The 18,691-nt window shown below is 46.6% G+C and carries 13 protein-coding genes and 1 tRNA gene; 1 reads left to right on the top strand and 13 read right to left on the bottom strand.

Annotation, left to right across the window (positions count from 1 at the left end):
- Positions 1 to 746: 746 nt before the first annotated feature.
- The 8 genes from M0Q40_08175 to M0Q40_08140 form a co-directional block, all read right to left on the bottom strand.
- Positions 747 to 3,782, bottom strand: a complete 3,036-nt coding sequence (locus M0Q40_08175) for a type I restriction endonuclease subunit R (GenBank protein ID MCK9222584.1) — start codon at positions 3,780 to 3,782, stop codon at positions 747 to 749.
- Positions 3,783 to 3,797: 15 nt separating this feature from the next.
- On the bottom strand, positions 3,798 to 5,096 hold the full coding sequence (locus tag M0Q40_08170; protein MCK9222583.1) for a restriction endonuclease subunit S: 1,299 nt from the start codon (positions 5,094 to 5,096) through the stop codon (positions 3,798 to 3,800).
- A complete protein-coding gene (locus M0Q40_08165; protein MCK9222582.1) occupies positions 5,086 to 6,588 on the bottom strand; it encodes a type I restriction-modification system subunit M in 1,503 nt (500 codons plus the stop codon). Before M0Q40_08165 ends, M0Q40_08170 begins: the two co-directional genes overlap by 11 nt.
- A 541-nt stretch (positions 6,589 to 7,129) precedes the next feature.
- Positions 7,130 to 7,206: transfer RNA gene (locus M0Q40_08160), tRNA-Arg, on the bottom strand.
- Positions 7,207 to 7,376: 170 nt separating this feature from the next.
- A complete protein-coding gene (locus M0Q40_08155) occupies positions 7,377 to 8,300 on the bottom strand; it encodes a branched-chain amino acid transaminase (protein MCK9222581.1) in 924 nt (307 codons plus the stop codon).
- A gap of 93 nt (positions 8,301 to 8,393) precedes the next feature.
- Positions 8,394 to 8,930: a chromate transporter gene (locus tag M0Q40_08150; GenBank protein MCK9222580.1), complete on the bottom strand. Its 537-nt coding sequence runs from the start codon at positions 8,928 to 8,930 to the stop codon at positions 8,394 to 8,396.
- Positions 8,923 to 9,480: a chromate transporter gene (locus tag M0Q40_08145; protein ID MCK9222579.1), complete on the bottom strand. Its 558-nt coding sequence runs from the start codon at positions 9,478 to 9,480 to the stop codon at positions 8,923 to 8,925. The genes M0Q40_08150 and M0Q40_08145 overlap by 8 nt, the downstream gene beginning before the upstream one ends.
- A gap of 26 nt (positions 9,481 to 9,506) precedes the next feature.
- Positions 9,507 to 10,424: a DUF4380 domain-containing protein gene (locus M0Q40_08140; protein MCK9222578.1), complete on the bottom strand. Its 918-nt coding sequence runs from the start codon at positions 10,422 to 10,424 to the stop codon at positions 9,507 to 9,509.
- Positions 10,425 to 10,730: 306 nt separating this feature from the next.
- Here M0Q40_08140 and mgtE point away from each other — a divergent pair, with 306 nt between their 5' ends.
- Positions 10,731 to 12,080, top strand: coding sequence for a magnesium transporter (gene mgtE, locus M0Q40_08135; GenBank protein ID MCK9222577.1), 1,350 nt, complete (start codon positions 10,731 to 10,733; stop codon positions 12,078 to 12,080).
- Between the two features lie 92 nt (positions 12,081 to 12,172).
- Here mgtE and M0Q40_08130 read toward each other — a convergent pair whose 3' ends face one another.
- The 5 genes from M0Q40_08130 to M0Q40_08110 all read right to left on the bottom strand — a co-directional run bounded on the left by M0Q40_08130 (position 12,173) and on the right by M0Q40_08110 (position 18,341).
- The gene (locus M0Q40_08130) at positions 12,173 to 13,354 is read right to left on the bottom strand and encodes a Xaa-Pro peptidase family protein (GenBank protein MCK9222576.1); all 1,182 of its coding nucleotides are present in this window, start codon (positions 13,352 to 13,354) and stop codon (positions 12,173 to 12,175) included.
- A 164-nt stretch (positions 13,355 to 13,518) separates the two neighbouring features.
- Entirely contained in the window at positions 13,519 to 14,406 is an 888-nt protein-coding gene (locus M0Q40_08125) for a site-specific DNA-methyltransferase (protein ID MCK9222575.1), read from the bottom strand.
- 84 nt (positions 14,407 to 14,490) lie between these two features.
- Positions 14,491 to 14,976, bottom strand: a complete 486-nt coding sequence (locus M0Q40_08120) for a DUF1854 domain-containing protein (protein ID MCK9222574.1) — start codon at positions 14,974 to 14,976, stop codon at positions 14,491 to 14,493.
- Positions 14,977 to 15,001: 25 nt separating this feature from the next.
- A complete protein-coding gene (locus M0Q40_08115) occupies positions 15,002 to 17,239 on the bottom strand; it encodes an ABC transporter ATP-binding protein/permease (GenBank protein MCK9222573.1) in 2,238 nt (745 codons plus the stop codon).
- 127 nt (positions 17,240 to 17,366) lie between these two features.
- Complete coding sequence (locus M0Q40_08110) at positions 17,367 to 18,341, bottom strand: hypothetical protein (GenBank protein MCK9222572.1); 975 nt, start codon at positions 18,339 to 18,341, stop codon at positions 17,367 to 17,369.
- Between the last annotated feature and the right edge of the window lie 350 nt (positions 18,342 to 18,691).

The following is an 18,691-nucleotide window of genomic DNA, read 5'->3' as shown; positions in this document are numbered from 1 at the left end:
GATAATTTGAGCAAAACGGTGACAAAGAGGGTGGCCTTCTAGTCCGTGACAGTGGCCTTATCTGACCGTGAGGGTGGCCCTCTTTCTCCGTGAAGGTGGCCTTATTCGATCGGAATACTCATGTCCTTGAGAACTATCAGTACGAAGATCATACAGACCTTGGTAGTTACTTGCCGTCTTCATGGCAACAACCCACCATAGGCGAATCAACAGCTTCCAAGGGCATTACTCTGCTGCAGGCGGAAACCACGGCATTTAGGGGATCGACATGAACCGGAATCGGTGATCGGGTTGAAGCATATTCAGTGATCGAAATGACCGGAATACACGACCAGGGCGAAAAACCCGGTTTCATTGACTTTTTGCAGTGGAGTCGACTCATTATAGGAGATAAATTGTTCTTCAATCTTGCTCAAATGCCGATAATAGTCTTGACAGATGGCATTGTCCACCGTTTCATAGTCTCTCATGAATTCTAAAAGGTCATGCCTGGTAACAGCTTTGTAATCCTCGCTTTCGACATCTCCACAATAGCGCTACAAACCTCAAAGTGCGCATTATGGGGGCTTTCAGACGATTTTGAGGTGGCTACAGAAGTAGCTATAAGGGTGGGGATTAGCCGCCAACAATCACTCCATAGCCCTCTTCCGGTATGTCCTTTAAGCCTTGCCTAAGGTAAATCCTATAGTCTTTCTGGTCAACGATAAAGCCGAGCTTTGATTATTGCCTTTCCAACATCATTGCTTTTAATAAAACACTTCTATATTATCAACCCATTGCTCAGCCTGCTTTAAGACAATCTGGATCGCCTCTTCTTGTCCTTCCGGTGGATAATCGTATTTGTCGAGCAGTCTTTTTATCATGCGTCTCATGCCAGCTCTTGCGCTTCTGCGTTGTTGCCAATCGATGGTACGGCTTCTTCTTAATTGTTCAGTGAGTTCTCTGGTTATTTCGATTAGTGTTTCATGCTCATAAAAATCCTTTATAGCCTGTGGCTTTGTCAGAGCATCGTAAAACGCTAGTTCCTCCCTAACTAGGCCAAGTTCCTCTCCCTTTTCGGTAGCATTCATTATGTCGTAACTCATTTCAATTAATTCGTCAATCACATCTGCATTCGTGATTTGACTATTACGGTAACTATTCATGATCTTTTTCATGCGTTCAGAGAAACGTTCCGCTTGAACCAAATTGGAACGCTGGTAGATGGCGATCTGCTCAGATAGAAGTTTTTTGAGTAGTTCCATGGCCAGATTTTTTTGCTCCATGGTCCTAACCCGCTCCAAAAACTCCTCGTCAAAGACGGAGAATTCTTCTTCGCGATCAGAAAAGAGATTGATCACCCCTGCACTTTGAATGCTATGTTCTAAAAGGTTGCTGATCTCTTGGTTAATTTCCTTAAGGCTAAGTTTTTTCGAGTCGCGTACCCTAGTGACAGACACCCTGATTGCTTCAATGAAAGCAGATTCTAGCCGCTCAGTTTCTGTGAGAATGCTTTGACATAGGCTCTTGTATTGTTTCATGTAAGTTGCTTCTCGAATAAAGAGCTTTTGCTCTTCTTCTCCAAAGCCGAAAACGAAATTGGCCCCATCTCTAATGGCATCTGCTCGCTCCTTGGGAGTGGAGTTTGGTTTGGTGAAGATGGAATAGTCAAATCCGTGGAGCAATTCTTTACAGACCTGGAGTTTTTCTTGAAAGTGAGGATAGGCTGTCGTTTGAATATCCATTTCTCCAAAGTTTTTCTGGTCTCTTCTAGTATAGTCCTTCATGGCCTCTTTCAAGGCATTGGCAATGCCAATATAGTCCACCACCAGTCCTCCCTCTTTATCCTGGAAGACCCGGTTTACTCTGGCAATGGCCTGCATGAGGTTGTGACCAGCCATGGGCTTGTACACATACATGGTAGCGAGGCTAGGGACATCGAATCCTGTAAGCCACATGTCTACTACAATGGCTATTTTCATGGGATCATCGTTGTCTTTGAACTTAGTGGCCAATTGTTGGCGGTAAGCTTTGGTTCCGACTAGATCATGCCACTCCTCTGGATCTTGGTTGTTTCCGGTCATGACGATCTTAACCTTTTCTGTCCAGTCTGGGCGCAGTCTTAAGATTTCTTCGTAGATTCTCATGGCAATAGGACGATCATAAGCTACGATCATGGCTTTACCTGTTAGATAGTGCTGGCGGTTATCTTCATAATGCCCTACAATGTCTCGGCACAAGGTTTCAATGGTTTCAGGTGCCCCGAGGATCGCGGACATTTTGCCTAACTCTTTTTTGCTCCGCTCAATGTTTTCTGCACTGGCCTCAAAGGCTAGCTCCTCGTATTTTCGATCAATCTCCTCTAAGACATCTTCCCTTAGTCCTAGATTCATGACGCGGTTTTCATAGAACACTGGTCTAGTGGCCCCATCTTCTACCGCTTGGGACATATCGTAGATATCTATGTAGTCACCGAACACCTCGCGAGTGTCCCGATCTTTTAGGGAAATAGGCGTTCCTGTAAAACCGATGTAACTGGCGTTTGGTAGGCTGTCCCGGATTATTCGGGCAGCTCCCTTAGCTATAGTCCCATCTCTTCTAATTCTTTCAGTAAGACCGTATTGGCTACGATGAGCTTCGTCGGCAATAACGATAATATCCCTACGATCAGAAAGTGGTTCATCCGATTCTTCAAACTTCTGCATGGTGGTAAAGAAGATGCCGTTAGCTTGTCTATTGTCTAGTAATTCTTTGAGATGTTTTCTACTTTCCGCCTTAATCGGAGTCTGCCTGAGAAACTCATCACACGCCGCAAATTGACCGTAGAGCTGTTCGTCCAGGTCATTACGGTCGGTGATTACCACAAAGGTGGGTGATTTCAGCCTTTCTTGCAATTGCTTGACGTAAAACACCATGGATAAAGACTTCCCACTACCTTGGGTATGCCAAAAGACACCGGCTCGTCCATCTGTTTTGGTGGCCTCTACGGTGGTTTCTACTGCCTTTTTTACTGCGTAGTATTGATGATAGGCGGAAAGGATTTTTATATCCTCTGGTGTTCCCCGCATTACTAGGGTGAAGTGTCTTAGAATATCCAAAAGACGTTTGGGTTCTAGCATACCCCTAAACAGAACATCGTAAGTAGCAATAGCAGTTTCTTCGTAGCTACCATCTACTGTTTTCCATTCCATAAATCGGCTTTCATCGGCTGAGATGGTGCCAGCCATGGAGTGAGTCATGTCACTAATGATGCAAAAGCCGTTGTACCAAAAAAGTTCTGGGATGGCTTTCATGTAGTTACGGAGTTGCAGGTAAGCATCGGTAGTGCTTACTTCTTCCCTGGTACCGCTTTTAAGCTCAACTACTACTAAAGGTAGTCCATTAACAAAGATGACAATGTCGGGGCGTTTTACTACCCTAGTGGAACCTTGGACCGTCCATTGATTGATGACTGTGAAGTGATTGTTCCCCACGTTTTCAAAGTCAGCGAGTTTAACTAAACGGGTTACGATCTCTCCCTGCTCTTCAAAGGATATTTCCATTCCGTTTTGGAACCAATCCATGAAGATCTTGTTCTTTTGGATTAAACTTCCGGCATCCATAGCCTGCAGTTTACGTATGGCCTCTTGGATGGCCACAACTGGAATACCAGGATTAATGGCAAACAAAGCCTCCTCCAAATCGTCCATGTAGAGAGGATTACGGTAGTCTCTATCGATCTCACCACTAAAGAGGACTTGGTAGTCGTATTCTCTTAGGACTTCTAATACCGCTTGTTCTAGGTGATCTTCGGTAAAGTACACAGTATCAACCCCTCTCTACTGGTCTATAGGAACTTCAATCTCGCCACTCATTAGTTTGGGAAGGAGGGTGTCGCGGAGGTTAGCTAATACATCGCATTCCCGACTTAGACTATAGATGCTTTCCTCAAATGCATCATAAAAATCGTAATATCGACTAAGTAATTCAACGGGTGGCACAACAATCCTTACATTGGTCAGAAAGCTATCAAGATCGAAGTTTTTGATACCTGTTGTCCCGTTTTCGTACGCGAACATCAAAGAAGTATCATAGAAATGAATCCAATGTCTATATAGAAATGTAGCATATGGTTTTTTTACCGATAATGCTCGGCAAAAATTTGTACACACCAAATCTTCGTCATATCTGGTAAGCAAATGACTAGAGATCTTTACCGCGCGCCCTGTGCTCTGCGTTGGGGAGCCACCCGACATCTCGATAACAATATCATTGGGTTCAAGTCTTTTATTTTCCAGATTTCTTCGCAGAATGTAACGAACAGGCATCTTTGCCTTTTTCCCCGCCCTGACATCAGGGATATCCGCTCCCCTTATGCAGTATACTTTTTCTGTGTTTTTCCCTTCCGGTCGAGCTATACCCCAATCCCCCGCACGCGTTTCACTGACCATTTGAGATAGAGACACTACCTCCCACCCCTTCGGTATCGTCCCTAACTCACTTTCCACAAACTCTCCTTCTTGAAAGGGTTCAAAGTCTATAAACCAGTTCTTGAAGATGGCTTGGGCTTGTTCTTCTAGGTTTCTTATAATCTTATTGTTGACTTCAATCTTTGCGTCTAGGCAAGATAGGGTGTAGGCGATGGCTTTTTGGGTTGCCAATGGTGGTAAAAGTATTGTCAGGTTTGCGATCATTGCTTTCGTCAGTGCTTTTCGAGTTGCACCTGAATGTGAGTAAGACAGTAGGTGTTGTTTCAAAAACTGCAATTCATAGAGTAAGTACCTATGATCGGCAACGCTTGGATCTACCCTTATTATACTAACGTGCTGATTTACTCTTGCTGGTAGCCTGTCGGTAGGTACCAAGCATGCCCTAGCAACCGAATCCCCTGTAATATTTAATAGAATGTCATTTTCTTGAACTGTTACACTCTCTAGTTGATCCGCGTGCGCGTCACCAATATAAACTAACCCGTTAGCATCAAAGCTATAATCTAAAACATTCTGGCTTCTTATAAAAGTTACTCCTTGATTTAAATATACTCGACTTCCTCCCCTAGGTGTAGCGCCACTACCTATCTTTGTTGTGATATTCTCCAACTTAACTTCATTCCATCCAAGGGGTATATCAGATCTCATACCCAATCGCCCCCAGCCTGTCCCGGATCTCTTTTTCCAGTTCAGCGCTTTCTTTGAACAGATTTGTCAGTTCCGAAGTGAGGCGAGCCATTTTTTCTTCAAAGGGCTCCCCATCATCTTCCTCCTCTTCAATGCCAACATAACGTCCGGGAGTGAGGATATAATCGTGTTCAGCGATCTCTTCAATTGTTGCTATCGCGCAAAAGCCTTTTTCTGCTTCTAAGGTACCTGCTTCGAAGGCTTTGTGGGTATCCGCGAGTTTTTCAATCTCCTCTTCGGTTAGTTCTTTGAGTGAACGGGTTACCATCTTCCCCATGTTCCTTGCATCGATGAACAGGGTTTTGCCTGGTTGCTTTTTCTGCTTACTGATGAACCACAGCGATACAGGAATTTGAGTAGAGTAAAACAATTGTGCAGGCATGGCAACAATACACTCTACCAAGTCCGCCTTGATTATGTTTTCACGGATTTTCCCTTCCCCACTGGTTTGACTGGACAGGGATCCGTTAGCGAGAACCATACCCAGCTTGCCCTTGGCGCTTAGATGGTAGATCATATGCTGGAGCCAAGCAAAGTTGGCGTTACCAGCCGGTGGTATCCCAAAAGCCCAACGCTTATCATCTTGTAGTTGTTCCGCTCCCCATCCAGACATGTTAAACGGCGGATTCGCTAAGATAAAGTCCGCTTTTAAGGTTGGGTGTAGGTTATTAAAAAAGGTATCAGCGGCACTAGTTCCTAAGTTTCCTTCAATGCCACGAATGGCTAAATTCATTTGACACATCTTCCAAGTAGTGGGGTTAGCTTCTTGTCCATAAATAGAGATATTTTGAATATTCCCCTGATGGCTTTCTACAAACTTAGATGACTGCACAAACATGCCCCCACTACCGCAACAAGGGTCATAAACCCTACCTTCATATGGTTCTAGTATTTCTACTAAGGTCTTAACCACACAAGATGGGGTATAGAATTCTCCGGCGTTTCTGCCTTCTTGTTCAGCAAACTTACTAAGAGTGTATTCATAGGTCCGGCCTAAAATATCTTTGGTGTCCCCATGTTCTTTCATGGAGATATTAGTAAAGATATCTACAATCTCGCCTAGTCTGCGTTTGTCTAGCTCTGGTCGAGCAAAGTTTTTCGGTAAGATCCCCTTTAGTCTAGGGTTCTCCTTTTCAATGGCGTGCATAGCTTCATCAATGATCACACCGATATCGGGGGTGTGGGCGTTAGCAGCGATTTTACTCCAACGGGCTTCCTCGGGAACAAAGAAGATATTTATGTAAGTGTACTCATCACGATCTTCCTCATAGCCTTTACCTTCCTTAACCAGCTCTTCGTACCTGTGCTCAAAAGCATCCGAAATATATTTTAGGAAAATAAGGCCCAAAACGACATGCTTGTACTCAGAAGCATCCATATTGCCTCTTAAAACATCCGCTGCCTTCCAAATCTCTTGTTCAAATCCGATATCAGCGTTATTAACTCTTGACATTCCATTCCTCCGTTCAAGACCATCTATAAGTCAACTTATTATTTAGTTTCCATGTCCGACCGCAAAAGTCCTTTCTACTACGTCTTGTTGGTCACTACACCACCGAATACCCCCTATTGATTTCTTTGCTTAAGGCATCTTTTAGGCTTGTCCTAGTAATTTTCAGACCATGTCCATCTTTAAGACGAACAACCTGAGGATATCCATCAGTGTTTTAAGCTGTGTAATAATGCTGGACGCATCCCCTTTTGCTTTACCAGAATGCGTTTTGTTGCTCTGGGCTATGAGAAGATAGGAGTGCTTATCCCCCGGTTTATTGTAGTATTTGCATCATGTCTAGGTATTCGGTAGGCGTCTGGATCTGCTCTTGAATACTCACGTCCATTCAGACCTGGCGGCTAAGCGAAAAGCCATGTCCAAACTAGCCAATTTTCGTGCAAAATAGGGTTTCAAAAACCGGATATGCCCAAATGATGCTCGAAGGCCTTCTTGCTTAGTGGCGGGAAAAAGAAAAAACCCTTTAATATCAAGGGTTTGGAAGTGGTGCGCCCGACAGGATTCGAACCTGTGGCCTTCTGATTCGTAGTCAGACACTCTATCCAGCTGAGCTACGGGCGCAACGTAGGTACATTATAACACGGTGCTTGGGTTATGACAAGGTTTTCAATCCGATGAATCACGGAAATCCCCGGTATTTGCACCAAATAATGCTAAGAAGCAATTATCTTACACAAGCAAACTCGTCTTCGGCCCCGGACAAATTGTCCGGGGCCTTGGCCCGGGTTCAATTACTTCACGTGCGTTAGCCAGCTATGCCGATCTTCAACCTTACCGTTGGCAATATCGAAGAAAGCCTTCTGAAGCTTCTCGGTAATAGGACCTCGCTTGCCCGCTCCAACCTGAATGCGATCAACACTGCGGATAGGCGTAATCTCTGCCGCAGTCCCACTGAAGAATACTTCATCGGCAATGTAGAGCATCTCCCGGGGAATGTTTTCCTCGACTACTTCAATCCCCATATCCTTAGCCAAGACCATAATGGAATCCCGGGTAATACCACCGAGGATTGATGCACTTCGTGGAGTAGTGTATAAAACCCCATCCCTTACAAGGAAAAGATTCTCACCACTACCCTCACTGATCAATCCAGCATGATCTAGGGCGATCCCTTCTTCATAGCCGTTGGCAAGGGCCTCCATTTTGATCAACTGTGAATTGAGGTAGTTACCACCTGCTTTGGCGAGAGCTGGGAGTGTATTGGGTCTCATCCGATTCCATGAGGATGTGCACACATCGGCTCCCTTTTCTAAGGCCTCCTCACTCACGTAGCTACCCCACGTCCATGCAGCAACCACACAGTCTACGGGGCAGTTAAGTGGGTTAACCCCCAATTGTGCAAAACCCCGAAAAACAATGGGACGAATGTAGCAGGAATCGAATTTATTGATACCTACTGTACTGACAATCGCCTCGTTGAACTCATCCTGGGTATACGGGATCTCCATTCGATAGATCTTCGCCGAATCGAACATCCGCCGGGTATGGTCCTGAAGCCTAAATACCGCAGGCCCCTGTGGTGTGGAATAGCAGCGCAGTCCTTCGAATATACTTGACCCGTAGTGCACCACATGACTAAGTACATTAATCTTCGCATCTTTCCAATCAACAAATTCACCATTGAACCAGATTTTCTTACCTTCAATCCAATTCATTCCAATGCCCCTTCTCTTACCAGATTTCTCTCATTCATGATTTAGTTTTAGCTTCTCTTCCCCATTGCAGTCCCAAAATCCTTTCATAATCCGCTAAAACAACACAAGACCCATCAATCCTGCCCCTAGAAGGGCCCAGATCGGGTGCAACTTGAACTTAAACAGTCCAAAACCGACAACAACGGTTATCAGAGTTGCCCGAAAGTCTATATCCCATCCTGGAAATAGGGTGCTTTGACCAAGGAACAACGCGGCCGAAGCAATCAACCCTACAACAGCCGGACGGAGGTATTTGAAAACCCATTCTGTAACTGGGCTTGAACTAAAACGGGATAGAAATTTGGAAATAAGAACAACAATGAGCAAAGAAGGCAAAGCTACAGCAATGGTCGCAACAACGGAACCAAGAACACCCCCGACCCGGTAGCCAACAAAGGTAGCCGTATTAACTGCAATAGGCCCGGGGGTCATCTCGGAAATGGCGATAATGTCAGCAAATTCCCCGATTGTAAGCCAACCGTAATGGGTGGTCTCTTCCTGAATCAGTGGCAGCATCGCATAACCACCACCAACGGTGAAAAGACCTATCTTGAAAAATATCGCCGCTAGGCGTAAGTATACCTCAATCATCCTGCGGCCCTGCTTTCTTGTCCTGTAATCTATAGGCGACTATTCCCAGAAGTGCGGAGATCAGCAATACCCCTACTGCAGATACCAGATCAAAAGTAACAGCTACGAGAGCTGCCAATCCAATAGTCAGATCTACCCGCCCCTTGATGGAACGCTTCGCAATGGACCATGTCACAAAAACAATTAGGGCCACAACTCCGGCGCGTGCACCCTGCATGATGCTGATAACCATACGATTATCTTGTACTTTGGAAAAGCCTTGCGCAATAATCAGGATCACCAGTAATGAGGGTGTAATCATCCCGATCCCAGCAAAGATAGCACCAAGCAAGCCTCTTAGACGGTACCCAATAAACATGGCCGAATTAATGGCAATAGCCCCTGGGACCGATTGAGCCAACGCGTAGATATCTAGTACTTCCTGCCGCTCAATCCACTTCTTCCGGTCGATGACCTCCCGCTCAATCATAGGTAGCATAGCATAACCACCACCTAGAGTAAAGCCACCCACCTTCATGAATGTCGTTGTTATCTCAAATAAAGTTGCCACAGCATACACCTATCCCGCAGAGTAATCTAGTCAATCAGTTCATAGAGCAAAGGAACGATGGTTCGCTCGACATCCTCTTCGTTCTGAGGCTTTGGAACATGATCCAATAGGACCCATTCCTCCACATACTCTACAGTCTCATCGGGACTGAGCAAAGTCAAAGGTCCTAGTGTTTCCAGTTCCAGCATCCAATCACAGGTGTAAATCTCAACGGAGGACCCTCCGTCGGGATAGAAGCTCTCGTCGTCGTAGTCAAACATTTTGACAAACAAGTGGTCGTTATTGGCATAGGCAGTCCATCCGTCATTTGCGGAAATACCTAACTTAAAAGGAGCCTCCATGGAGGGGTCCTGTTGAACCGTTATAAACTGACTCCCCCAAAACACCCGGCTATCCTGCATATCGGTATAGGGCCACAGGGTCAATGTGCGGTTGGGAAGTTTGCCTTCGGGATGTGCCTTGGTCGGTTGCGGAATAATAGCCACTCCTCCCACATCCATGACAGATAATGCCCAGGGGGCAAGTTCAACGTCCCACACCCCAACATTGCTTAACCGATGTATAACCTTAACCCTTGGTGTATCAGGCGATAGGAGGATCTCCATTTCCTTTCGGATCATCGTGTTAGGCTCCACATCTTGAGTTACGACGACTCCATTCCTTACTTCTCGATAGCTCACCTTTTTGCTATCCGGGTAATAGGTCCGATTTATGTACTCCGGGCTGTGCCACAAACGATGCCCACCAAAGATGCACCATTCCTCTTGTTCGGTCTTACCCGCTTGCTCCTTATTCACAGCAAACTCATTAGGGCCGCCGGGTAATCCCACGTGGATAATCCGGGGACCCACATCGGTAGTCACCGCCAGCTCCAGTTTCCCATTGGAGAGATGCAGACAATTCTGCCACCCAGCATACTCTTGCTTTTTAATCGTAATGCCCATAGCACTCACTTCCCTTTACCTAGCTAGATAGAACTCTTCTTCGCTTAATCTTCGCCACCATCGTCTTGATTCCTGCCCTAGGAGGCCTTGCAACCCCTTCTAGAATTGTACTTTAGAGCATTAAGTTGTATAATGCAATAGGAAGATTGGGTTTGACCGTCTACGAACAAGGAACATCCGCAGATCAAGCAATGGGCTTAAAGGAGGTGGGTTGTAGATGGACCCTGACCCGTCAAGAGACTCTAAGGAGGTCTACCTCAACTCACCACTTAGACCTCCTTCAAAGCGCACTAGGAGGTGGCCCCAATGGAAATCGATATTGTCAATCAGATTAATCAGCTTCTCTTTGAGCGGAAATACGAAGCCATCAGGGAGACCCTTCAGGATCAGCACCCCAGACAAGTTGCTGATCTTTTAGGGGTCTTGGATCAGCCCTCCAAGGCATTGACCTTTCGTTTGCTAAGAAAAGACTTCGCAATCGAAGTATTTGAATACATGGAGCGGCATGAGAGAAACAGTCTTCTCGAATCTATGACCCATCAGCAAATGGCCGATCTACTAAATGAAATGGCCCCTGATGATCGAACTGACCTTTTTGAGGAACTACCCGCGAAAGTGGCAAAACACTATCTGTCTTTGCTTTCACCCGACGAACGTAAAATCGCAAACCAACTTCTTGGCTATGCTGAGGACAGTGCTGGACGTCTGACAACAACCGAATTCGTCGATCTTAAAGAAGACCAAACGGTGCAAGCGGCTTTGGATCATATTCGGCTTACAGCACCCAATAAGGAGACTATCTACAACTGCTATGTTATTTCAAATTCCAGGAAGCTTGTTGGTGTAATCACCTTAAGAGAGTTGATCCTAGCTTCCCTGCAGACCAGGGTTGGGGATCTGATGCACACTAGTGTAATTAGTGTAACCACGGATACTGACCAGGAAGTAGTCGCTCGGATCATGACCGACTTTGGCTTAAGCACCGTTCCTGTAGTGGATAGTGAGAATCGTCTCGTCGGAATTATTACCCATGATGACGTTCTTGAGGTAATACGCGAAGAAAGCACCGAAGACATTCACCGCATGGGCGGTGTCACTACAGACGTTGAGGACTACTTCCAGCAGGGAGTCATGGCCCGAGTCGGAAAACGCCTTGGCTGGTTGGTGGTGTTAATTCTACTACAAAGCTTCACCAGCAGTATCATGGAGGAGTATGCCTTTGCGTTGGAAACTGTGGTAGCTTTGGCTTTTTTCATACCCTTACTCATGGACACCGGTGGAAACGTAGGAACCCAGTCAGCTACCTTGGTCATCCGGGGGCTTGCTGTAGGCGATTTGGAAAATCAGAGTATCATGCAAGTCATCGGCACCGAATTACTCGCAGGACTGATTATGGGCGCCATACTTGCTGCTTTCTCCTTCTTAAGAAGCCTATTTATATCTGGGCAGGATCTCATGCTTAGCATTACCATCGGGTTATCCTTGGGGATCGTAGTCTTAATAGCAAACCTCACGGGTATTCTGCTTCCCTTTATTGCCAGGAAACTCAAAATGGATCCTGCGGTGATGGCTGGTCCTTTCATCACAACCATCGTAGACGTACTAGGACTGATTCTATACTTCGAAATTGCCCGGCTGCTCCTGGGGATTAGTTAATTCCTTCGAGGCAGTAGACATCGAATACGACAGACCAACTAGCCTAAGCTGAAAGAGCTAGCGCAACATCCCACAACCCATGGCGGCCAAGGTTAAGCCTTGGCCGTGAGTATTTCCTCTGACGCAGTAGTGATCATCTTACAGCCAACATCAGTCACCAAGACCGTGTTTTCTATACCGACAATGCCTAGTTCTGGAAGGATCACTTTCGGTTCAACTGCAATCACCATACCTGCTGCGATCCTAGCTTCGAATCGACTGGTGAGTACAGGATACTCGTTAAGCTCAAGACCTACTCCATGGCCGACGAAACTTACCTGATCCTCCCCAATACCCATGAAGTAGTCGGCGTAGCCAAGCTTGGCCACCTCGTTTAAGGCAAGATGGTAGACCTCAGAACACTTGACGCCTGGTTTGAGGGCATTTACAATTACATCCTGTACATGCAACATGGCCTGATAGGCCTCTTCGACACCTGCTTTGGGGGTACTCCGGGTAATCAGCCGGCTTTGATCCACAACATACCCTTCATAGCCACCTAAGTAGTCTAGAAGGACCGGCTCTCCCGGCTCAATCTGCTTTTTGCCAGCACCGTAAGCGATACAATTGTATGCACCTGGCCCACCATGGGGCGAATCCATTCGGGAGGTACGCAATGCAGATACACCCGATATGCAAGTGCCAAAGGCCACCTCATTATTGTAGCCTTGCATACGTACAAGGCCCTGGTGCCCCTTGGATCGCAAGTATCCTTCTATCTTGGCGGATAGCAGGAGTTCAGTCATGTTAGGCTGCTCACCTAACACCTCGACTGCATATTGGGGCAATCCATGTACTTGCTTAGCAGCTTGTGTTAGAATATCTATTTCCCCTGCGGATTTCATCGATCTGAGCATCCGCAAATCATGGCCGATATCCACGATCTCACTGTCGGGAAAAATACGGTGAAACTTCTTGGCCACAAGATACGGCATCACGTCTAGCTCTAGACCCAGAGTGATCTTGCCTGAACCAAGGTCTAGCAGCTGCGGAATCTGACTGTAGCTTCTATAGGGTCGGATATCTGCCCAACAAGACTCCGCCAAAGCTCTTTGCAAACCTCTTCTTACCAGAAGCAATGGCTCAGCTTCATCTTTCTTAACACACAAACTTGCATCCATTCCCGTGTTGGCAAAGTAGAAGAGATTGGGCCCATAGGTAACCACAACAAGATCTATTCCTCGTTCTTCCATTAATCCTCGCATTCGTTCAAGACGCATTTTGCTTTCAGACACAGCCAACAAACACTCCCCATCTTACCGACATTTTGCTGGGAAAACCCGTTCAGACGGTTTTCCTACAAGGCCTATTTACGCCATCTAAAGCCGCGGTTCACATACTATACTCAGACTACTTCAGTTGTAGCATCTACATATCTTTCGGCGTTGGTTCAGCCAAATCAATAGTCTGCTGGCGCAGACTTTGTGTATTCCGCGATACGCCCCTCGGCCAGCTTTATGTATTCGGGTTCGATGTCATACCCAATATAGTGTCGACCAGCAGCAATAGCTGCAATACAGGTTTGTCCGCTACCACAAAAGGGATCCAGCACAACGTCCCCTGCAAAAGTATAAAGCTGAATTAACCGGGCGGGCAACTCCACCGGAAAGGGCGCCGGATGCCCGATATGTCGTGCAGATACGGTGGGAAACCGCCATATACTCTTCGTGTACTCGAGAAACTGGTCCCTATCAATCGTATCTTCCCGATGCTCCTTGATCCTATTGTACTGAGCCTTGCTAAAAACCAAGATGTACTCATGAACATCTCTTAGGGTCGGGTTAGATGCAGACTTCCAGCTACCCCATGCACACGAAGTTCCCGAGCTGGCATCCTTATCCCAGATGATCTCACCCCGCATCAAATAACCAATGTCTAGCATGTCAGCAATGATAAAGGAGTGCAGGGGCATGTAAGGTTTTCTCCCGATATTGGCCACATTGACACAGGCTCTGCCCCCGGGTACTAATTTCCTGTATGTCTCGGCAAAGACATCCCGCAGAAGCTCTCTATACTCCTCCAACGATAGGTCCTCATCATACTCTTTCCCCACGTTATATGGTGGAGAGGTTACCATTAGATGAATACTATCATCGGGAATTTCATCCATTTGACGGCTATCTTGGGTATATAAAACATTTACCTGCTGCACCGACCCCTCAGAAGCAGATGTATTTGTCGGAACAGCAAGCTCCTGGTAAAGACGGCTATCATAGAACTTCGACGAATCGTGCCCCTCCCGACCGCTTGTCCCAAAGGAGCTAGTTTGTGTACCCTTCCTCCCCATTGTCTCTTACCTCCAGCATCTTCTGGCAAACACTCACTATCTATAATGCCCCATTCTAATGATTCCTGCAATAATATAAAGACCCTATACTTCCATTTCGATTTTATCCTTACTCTTATCGTCTAGCTTATGCAAATCTCTGATCTCATACTTGTTTCCATCGGCGTCCCGCACAACGATATGGTTATCTGCAACCCAGGTGACATCCCTTCGGCGGCTTTGTACTATAAAGCGCCGTTTGCCCCGATTAGTAACAGTATTCCATACCCAAACCCCACCTTCTTCACCGATACTGACTATCCTCAGGATCTGAGGCATGTAATGCCGCTGATCCAAAGCCTCTTTTATCAATGCAGCCGACTGCTCATCTAGTCGACGATAATCATGGATTAACCCAATGAATTGCCCGTCGGCAGAAGCTACTGTAACTAGCTCCAGGGGGCCTTTGAGCGGAAATGGACGTTTTACAATGACAGGACCAAAGCTCTGATCCTTTTCCCAGCAAATTAGCTGCAAAAAAGCGTTCTTTTCAAAGTGTACATCCTCCAAGACCTTTTTCCATTCAACCATATTTGGGCACCTCCCTGGTTGTACATTATGCACTGTACTGGATAATATCTGATTGCATGCGTACTAACCGAGCAAACAAGCCATCCTGGTCCAGCAATTGCTGATGGGTTCCTACTTCGACGATTCGACCTTGGTCCACCACAACTATTCGATCGGCGTTTTGTAGGGTAGAAAGCCGATGGGCAATCGCGATAGTAGTTCTATTGGACACCAACCGATTAATCGCTTCCTGAATCAGTTTTTCCGTTTCTGTATCCACAGCGGAAGTTGCCTCGTCAAGAATCAGGATTTTCGGGTCCTTCAAGATCGCACGGGCAATGGAGATCCGCTGTTTTTGACCTCCGGACAGTCGCAGTCCCCGCTCGCCGGTCTGAGTGTCATATCCATCAGGACAGTCCATAATGAAGTCATGGGCATTTGCCGCGATGGCCGCATAGATAATATCGTCTTCACCGGCATCGGGTACTCCATAGGCAATATTATCCGCTATGGTTCCGTGAAACAAGGTGGCCTCTTGGGGAACAAGACCAATGTGACTTCTCAGGCAGCCTAGGTCAATTTCCCTGATATCCTGTCCGTCAATATAGATAGCTCCCGCGTAAACGTCATATAACCGGGGGATGAGGTTAGCCAAAGTGGTTTTCCCTCCGCCACTTGGGCCTACAAGCCCAATCATCTCCCCAGGTTGAATATGCAGGTTAATGTCTTCTAGCACCGGCTCACCCACTTCGTACTCAAAGTAGACATCCTTAAACTGGATCTCACCTTGTAGTTCAGGTAGCCATAGTCCTAAGGCTGTCGGGCTTCGCTCCGGTTCCGTATCGAGGATCTCAAATACTCGTTCAGCCGCTGTAGCGGCCTCCTGTACCACGTCACTAAAGCCCGCCAGTTGGCGTAAGGGGCTATAGAACTGGTTTACGTAGTACAGAAAAGCAACTAAACCCCCGACAGTCAGTTTGCCGGTGGAAATTACCAAGAAGCCTCCATAGCCCCAGATCATTAGGGTGCCAAGGGAAGTGGCTAATCCTAGTAACGGTGAGAAAAGACTTCGAAACCGTGCTGCCTCGACGTGTCGTTCGAAAAGCTCATTACTACGATGGTCAAACTTAGCAATCTCCTTGTCTTCTTGCACAAAGGATTTGACTATCTTCACCCCAGGAATCGCATCAGCCAAGACAGAGTTCATCAAGGCCCGTCGTACCCAGATGCGCCGATACACCTTGCGAATCTTCCTAGCAAATAGGTTAGAGGCTAGAATAAGTAGTGGCATTGGTAAAAGGGTAATCAATGCTAGTTGCCAGTTGTACTTAAACAGAATGAAACCAACACCCACAACCATGATCGCATTAAAAACAACCTGCTGCACGCTTTGAACGATAAAGCGCTGAAGATTCTGCGTATCGCTGGTAGTTCTTGACATGATTGATCCGGTGCGAACCGTGTCGTAGAATTTGAGTCCAAGAAACTGCAGATGCCGATATACCTCACTGCGCAAGTCCCGTACTACCGATTGTCCCAACCAGGTAATAATATATGAGTAGACACCACTAATGATCGCGTTGGTCACATGCACCAAGGCCAAAACCAACACAAGGGTCCTTAGCATCACTAAGTCCTCGACAATGAGCACCTCGTCAACAAGTCTTCCTGTAAGATAGGGAGGAGCCATGGATAAAATCCCCCCGGCAACCAACAGAATAAAGGAGATGAGCGCCTGGGGAATGTACGGCTTTAGGTAGCGCAGCAACCTCCGTACAAGACGGCCCTTATCTAAACAGTTTGGGCAGACACCCCTTCTTTTCACCGTCCCACAGATAGAACAGCGATCCACGCGGACCTTTTTTGGTTTACTCTGGGATAAACTTTGGGGGGTGGCGCTCCGTTCATTCAACAAATCGGTAAGCTCCATGAACCCATCAAGGGCGCTCAACGAAAAGCGAGCAAACATTTGCCTCTTGTCCGCAAACTGCAAAAACAAAATGCCATTTCCTACATGATGTTCAATCTCTGCAGTCTCGATGCTGCAGAGATTAGCGGCTTCTTGCATCTTGTCATCATGTGGGTAAATAGCCAAAAGACGCTGCTCAGTAAGAATGATTAGTCCCGTATTATAATTGCCTGTCAGATCCAGATCTGTCCCAGCGATGTACACAATCTCTTCATCCGGATGAAATAGATGGCCGAATTTCTCTATAACAACCTCCCGCAATTGCTCAGATGAATAGCGCCAAGCATTATCCAGATCCCGTAATGGACTCTCCAAGTCCAATCCCTCCATCACATCTGGTTCTTGATTTGGAAAAAGGAGTATTAACAAGGAAGCGGTACTTCTCTAGCGGCTTAGACATTTGTAGGTCATCCAATACTCAAAAGATGCGTAAATGTGCTACTTATTCCTCATTGATCTTGATCTGCAACGCACTAAGTGTCTGTCTCCCGGTCTGAGTAAACTCTACAGACTGGAAAACTACGTTCTCATTGGCATATTGAACTCGATTCATAATGGCAGGCACAATACGATGCAGTTGCAATACCCGCCCTCCTACCCGAACCACAGTCTCATCCTGAGTTAGCCCCAACTGCTCAAGGCAAGCGGTAACACAGGCACCCAAACTATTACCTACTACATTAACTAGCCTGACTGCCAAGGGGTCACCGCTGGCCGCTGCACCCGAGAGAAGATCCACAATCTTAACTAAACGATCGGGTTCTTGCTTTGCCCCGGTATAAAGCCACATCAACAATCCGTCAAAGTCCTGAAATCCCAACACCTCTAGTAATGAACCACGCAGCATCGATGGTTTTTGGCGACCATCTCTGATCTCCAGCACACTACCAATAGTCAGTAAAGCCAGTTCATATAAGGAGCCCCCGCTACCTAGCGGAACAGGCCAATCCCCAGAAATCCAAGTGTAACCATCAAGTCGTCTGCCAACTGCAAATGCCCGTAAATCAGCGTATAACACAACCCCTACGGGAAACTCCCCAGGATCGATCAACCGTTCCGCATCACTTATTGAGATAGTCTCTGCTTCTGGCCAAACTTGAGCTAGCCTACGTTGAAAAACACGGCGGGAACTATCCGGCATGCAAAGGCCGATAAACTGGGGTTGCTCATTATCGAGACGTCGCTGAATCTCATTCAGTAAGGAATCTACTTGGGAAGTCATCTTCTCGGGAGGAATAGTGCGGGCATCTAGCGCGGGGCCATTTCCTGTTTCAACATCGACAGCCGTATCACTGTGACAAAATGCCCACCCCGACTGCCATTCATCACCATATATCGCCAAAAGCCATCCCGGACGTACTTTCCGCCTACGTCTCAGTAGCTTTGCAAATGACTTCCGCAATTGTAGATTACTCAATGGGATCTGGTTCCTTTCTGAGTAGCCCATTTGTGAATCTGTCTACATCCTACCAAAACTATGTGCATTAGGCAAGCATCGCTAACTCCCCAGAACTTGGAATAAAGCTAGGCCAGCTGCTATTTGGTGTGATGTCTCTCCCTCCTGCAACCTATAACGACTCCTAAGGTTCTAAGTAACCAAAGGCTCAACATGATTGTTCGGGCTAATCCCGACAAGACCAGCCGTAATCTAACGGAGTACGTGGAGCCGCTCGTCTACATCAACACCATCCGTCCTCAATCACCTACCGGATCCCCTTGGGAGAACACCGAACCAAGGAGGGAACCATCTGAATAAGACGAAGTACT

The organism is Limnochordia bacterium, from assembly GCA_023230925.1.
Lineage (GTDB): Bacteria > Bacillota > Limnochordia > DUMW01 > DUMW01 > JALNWK01.
The sequence above is the reverse complement of the archived record's forward strand: the minus strand, read 5'-3'. Positions and strand labels throughout refer to the sequence as shown.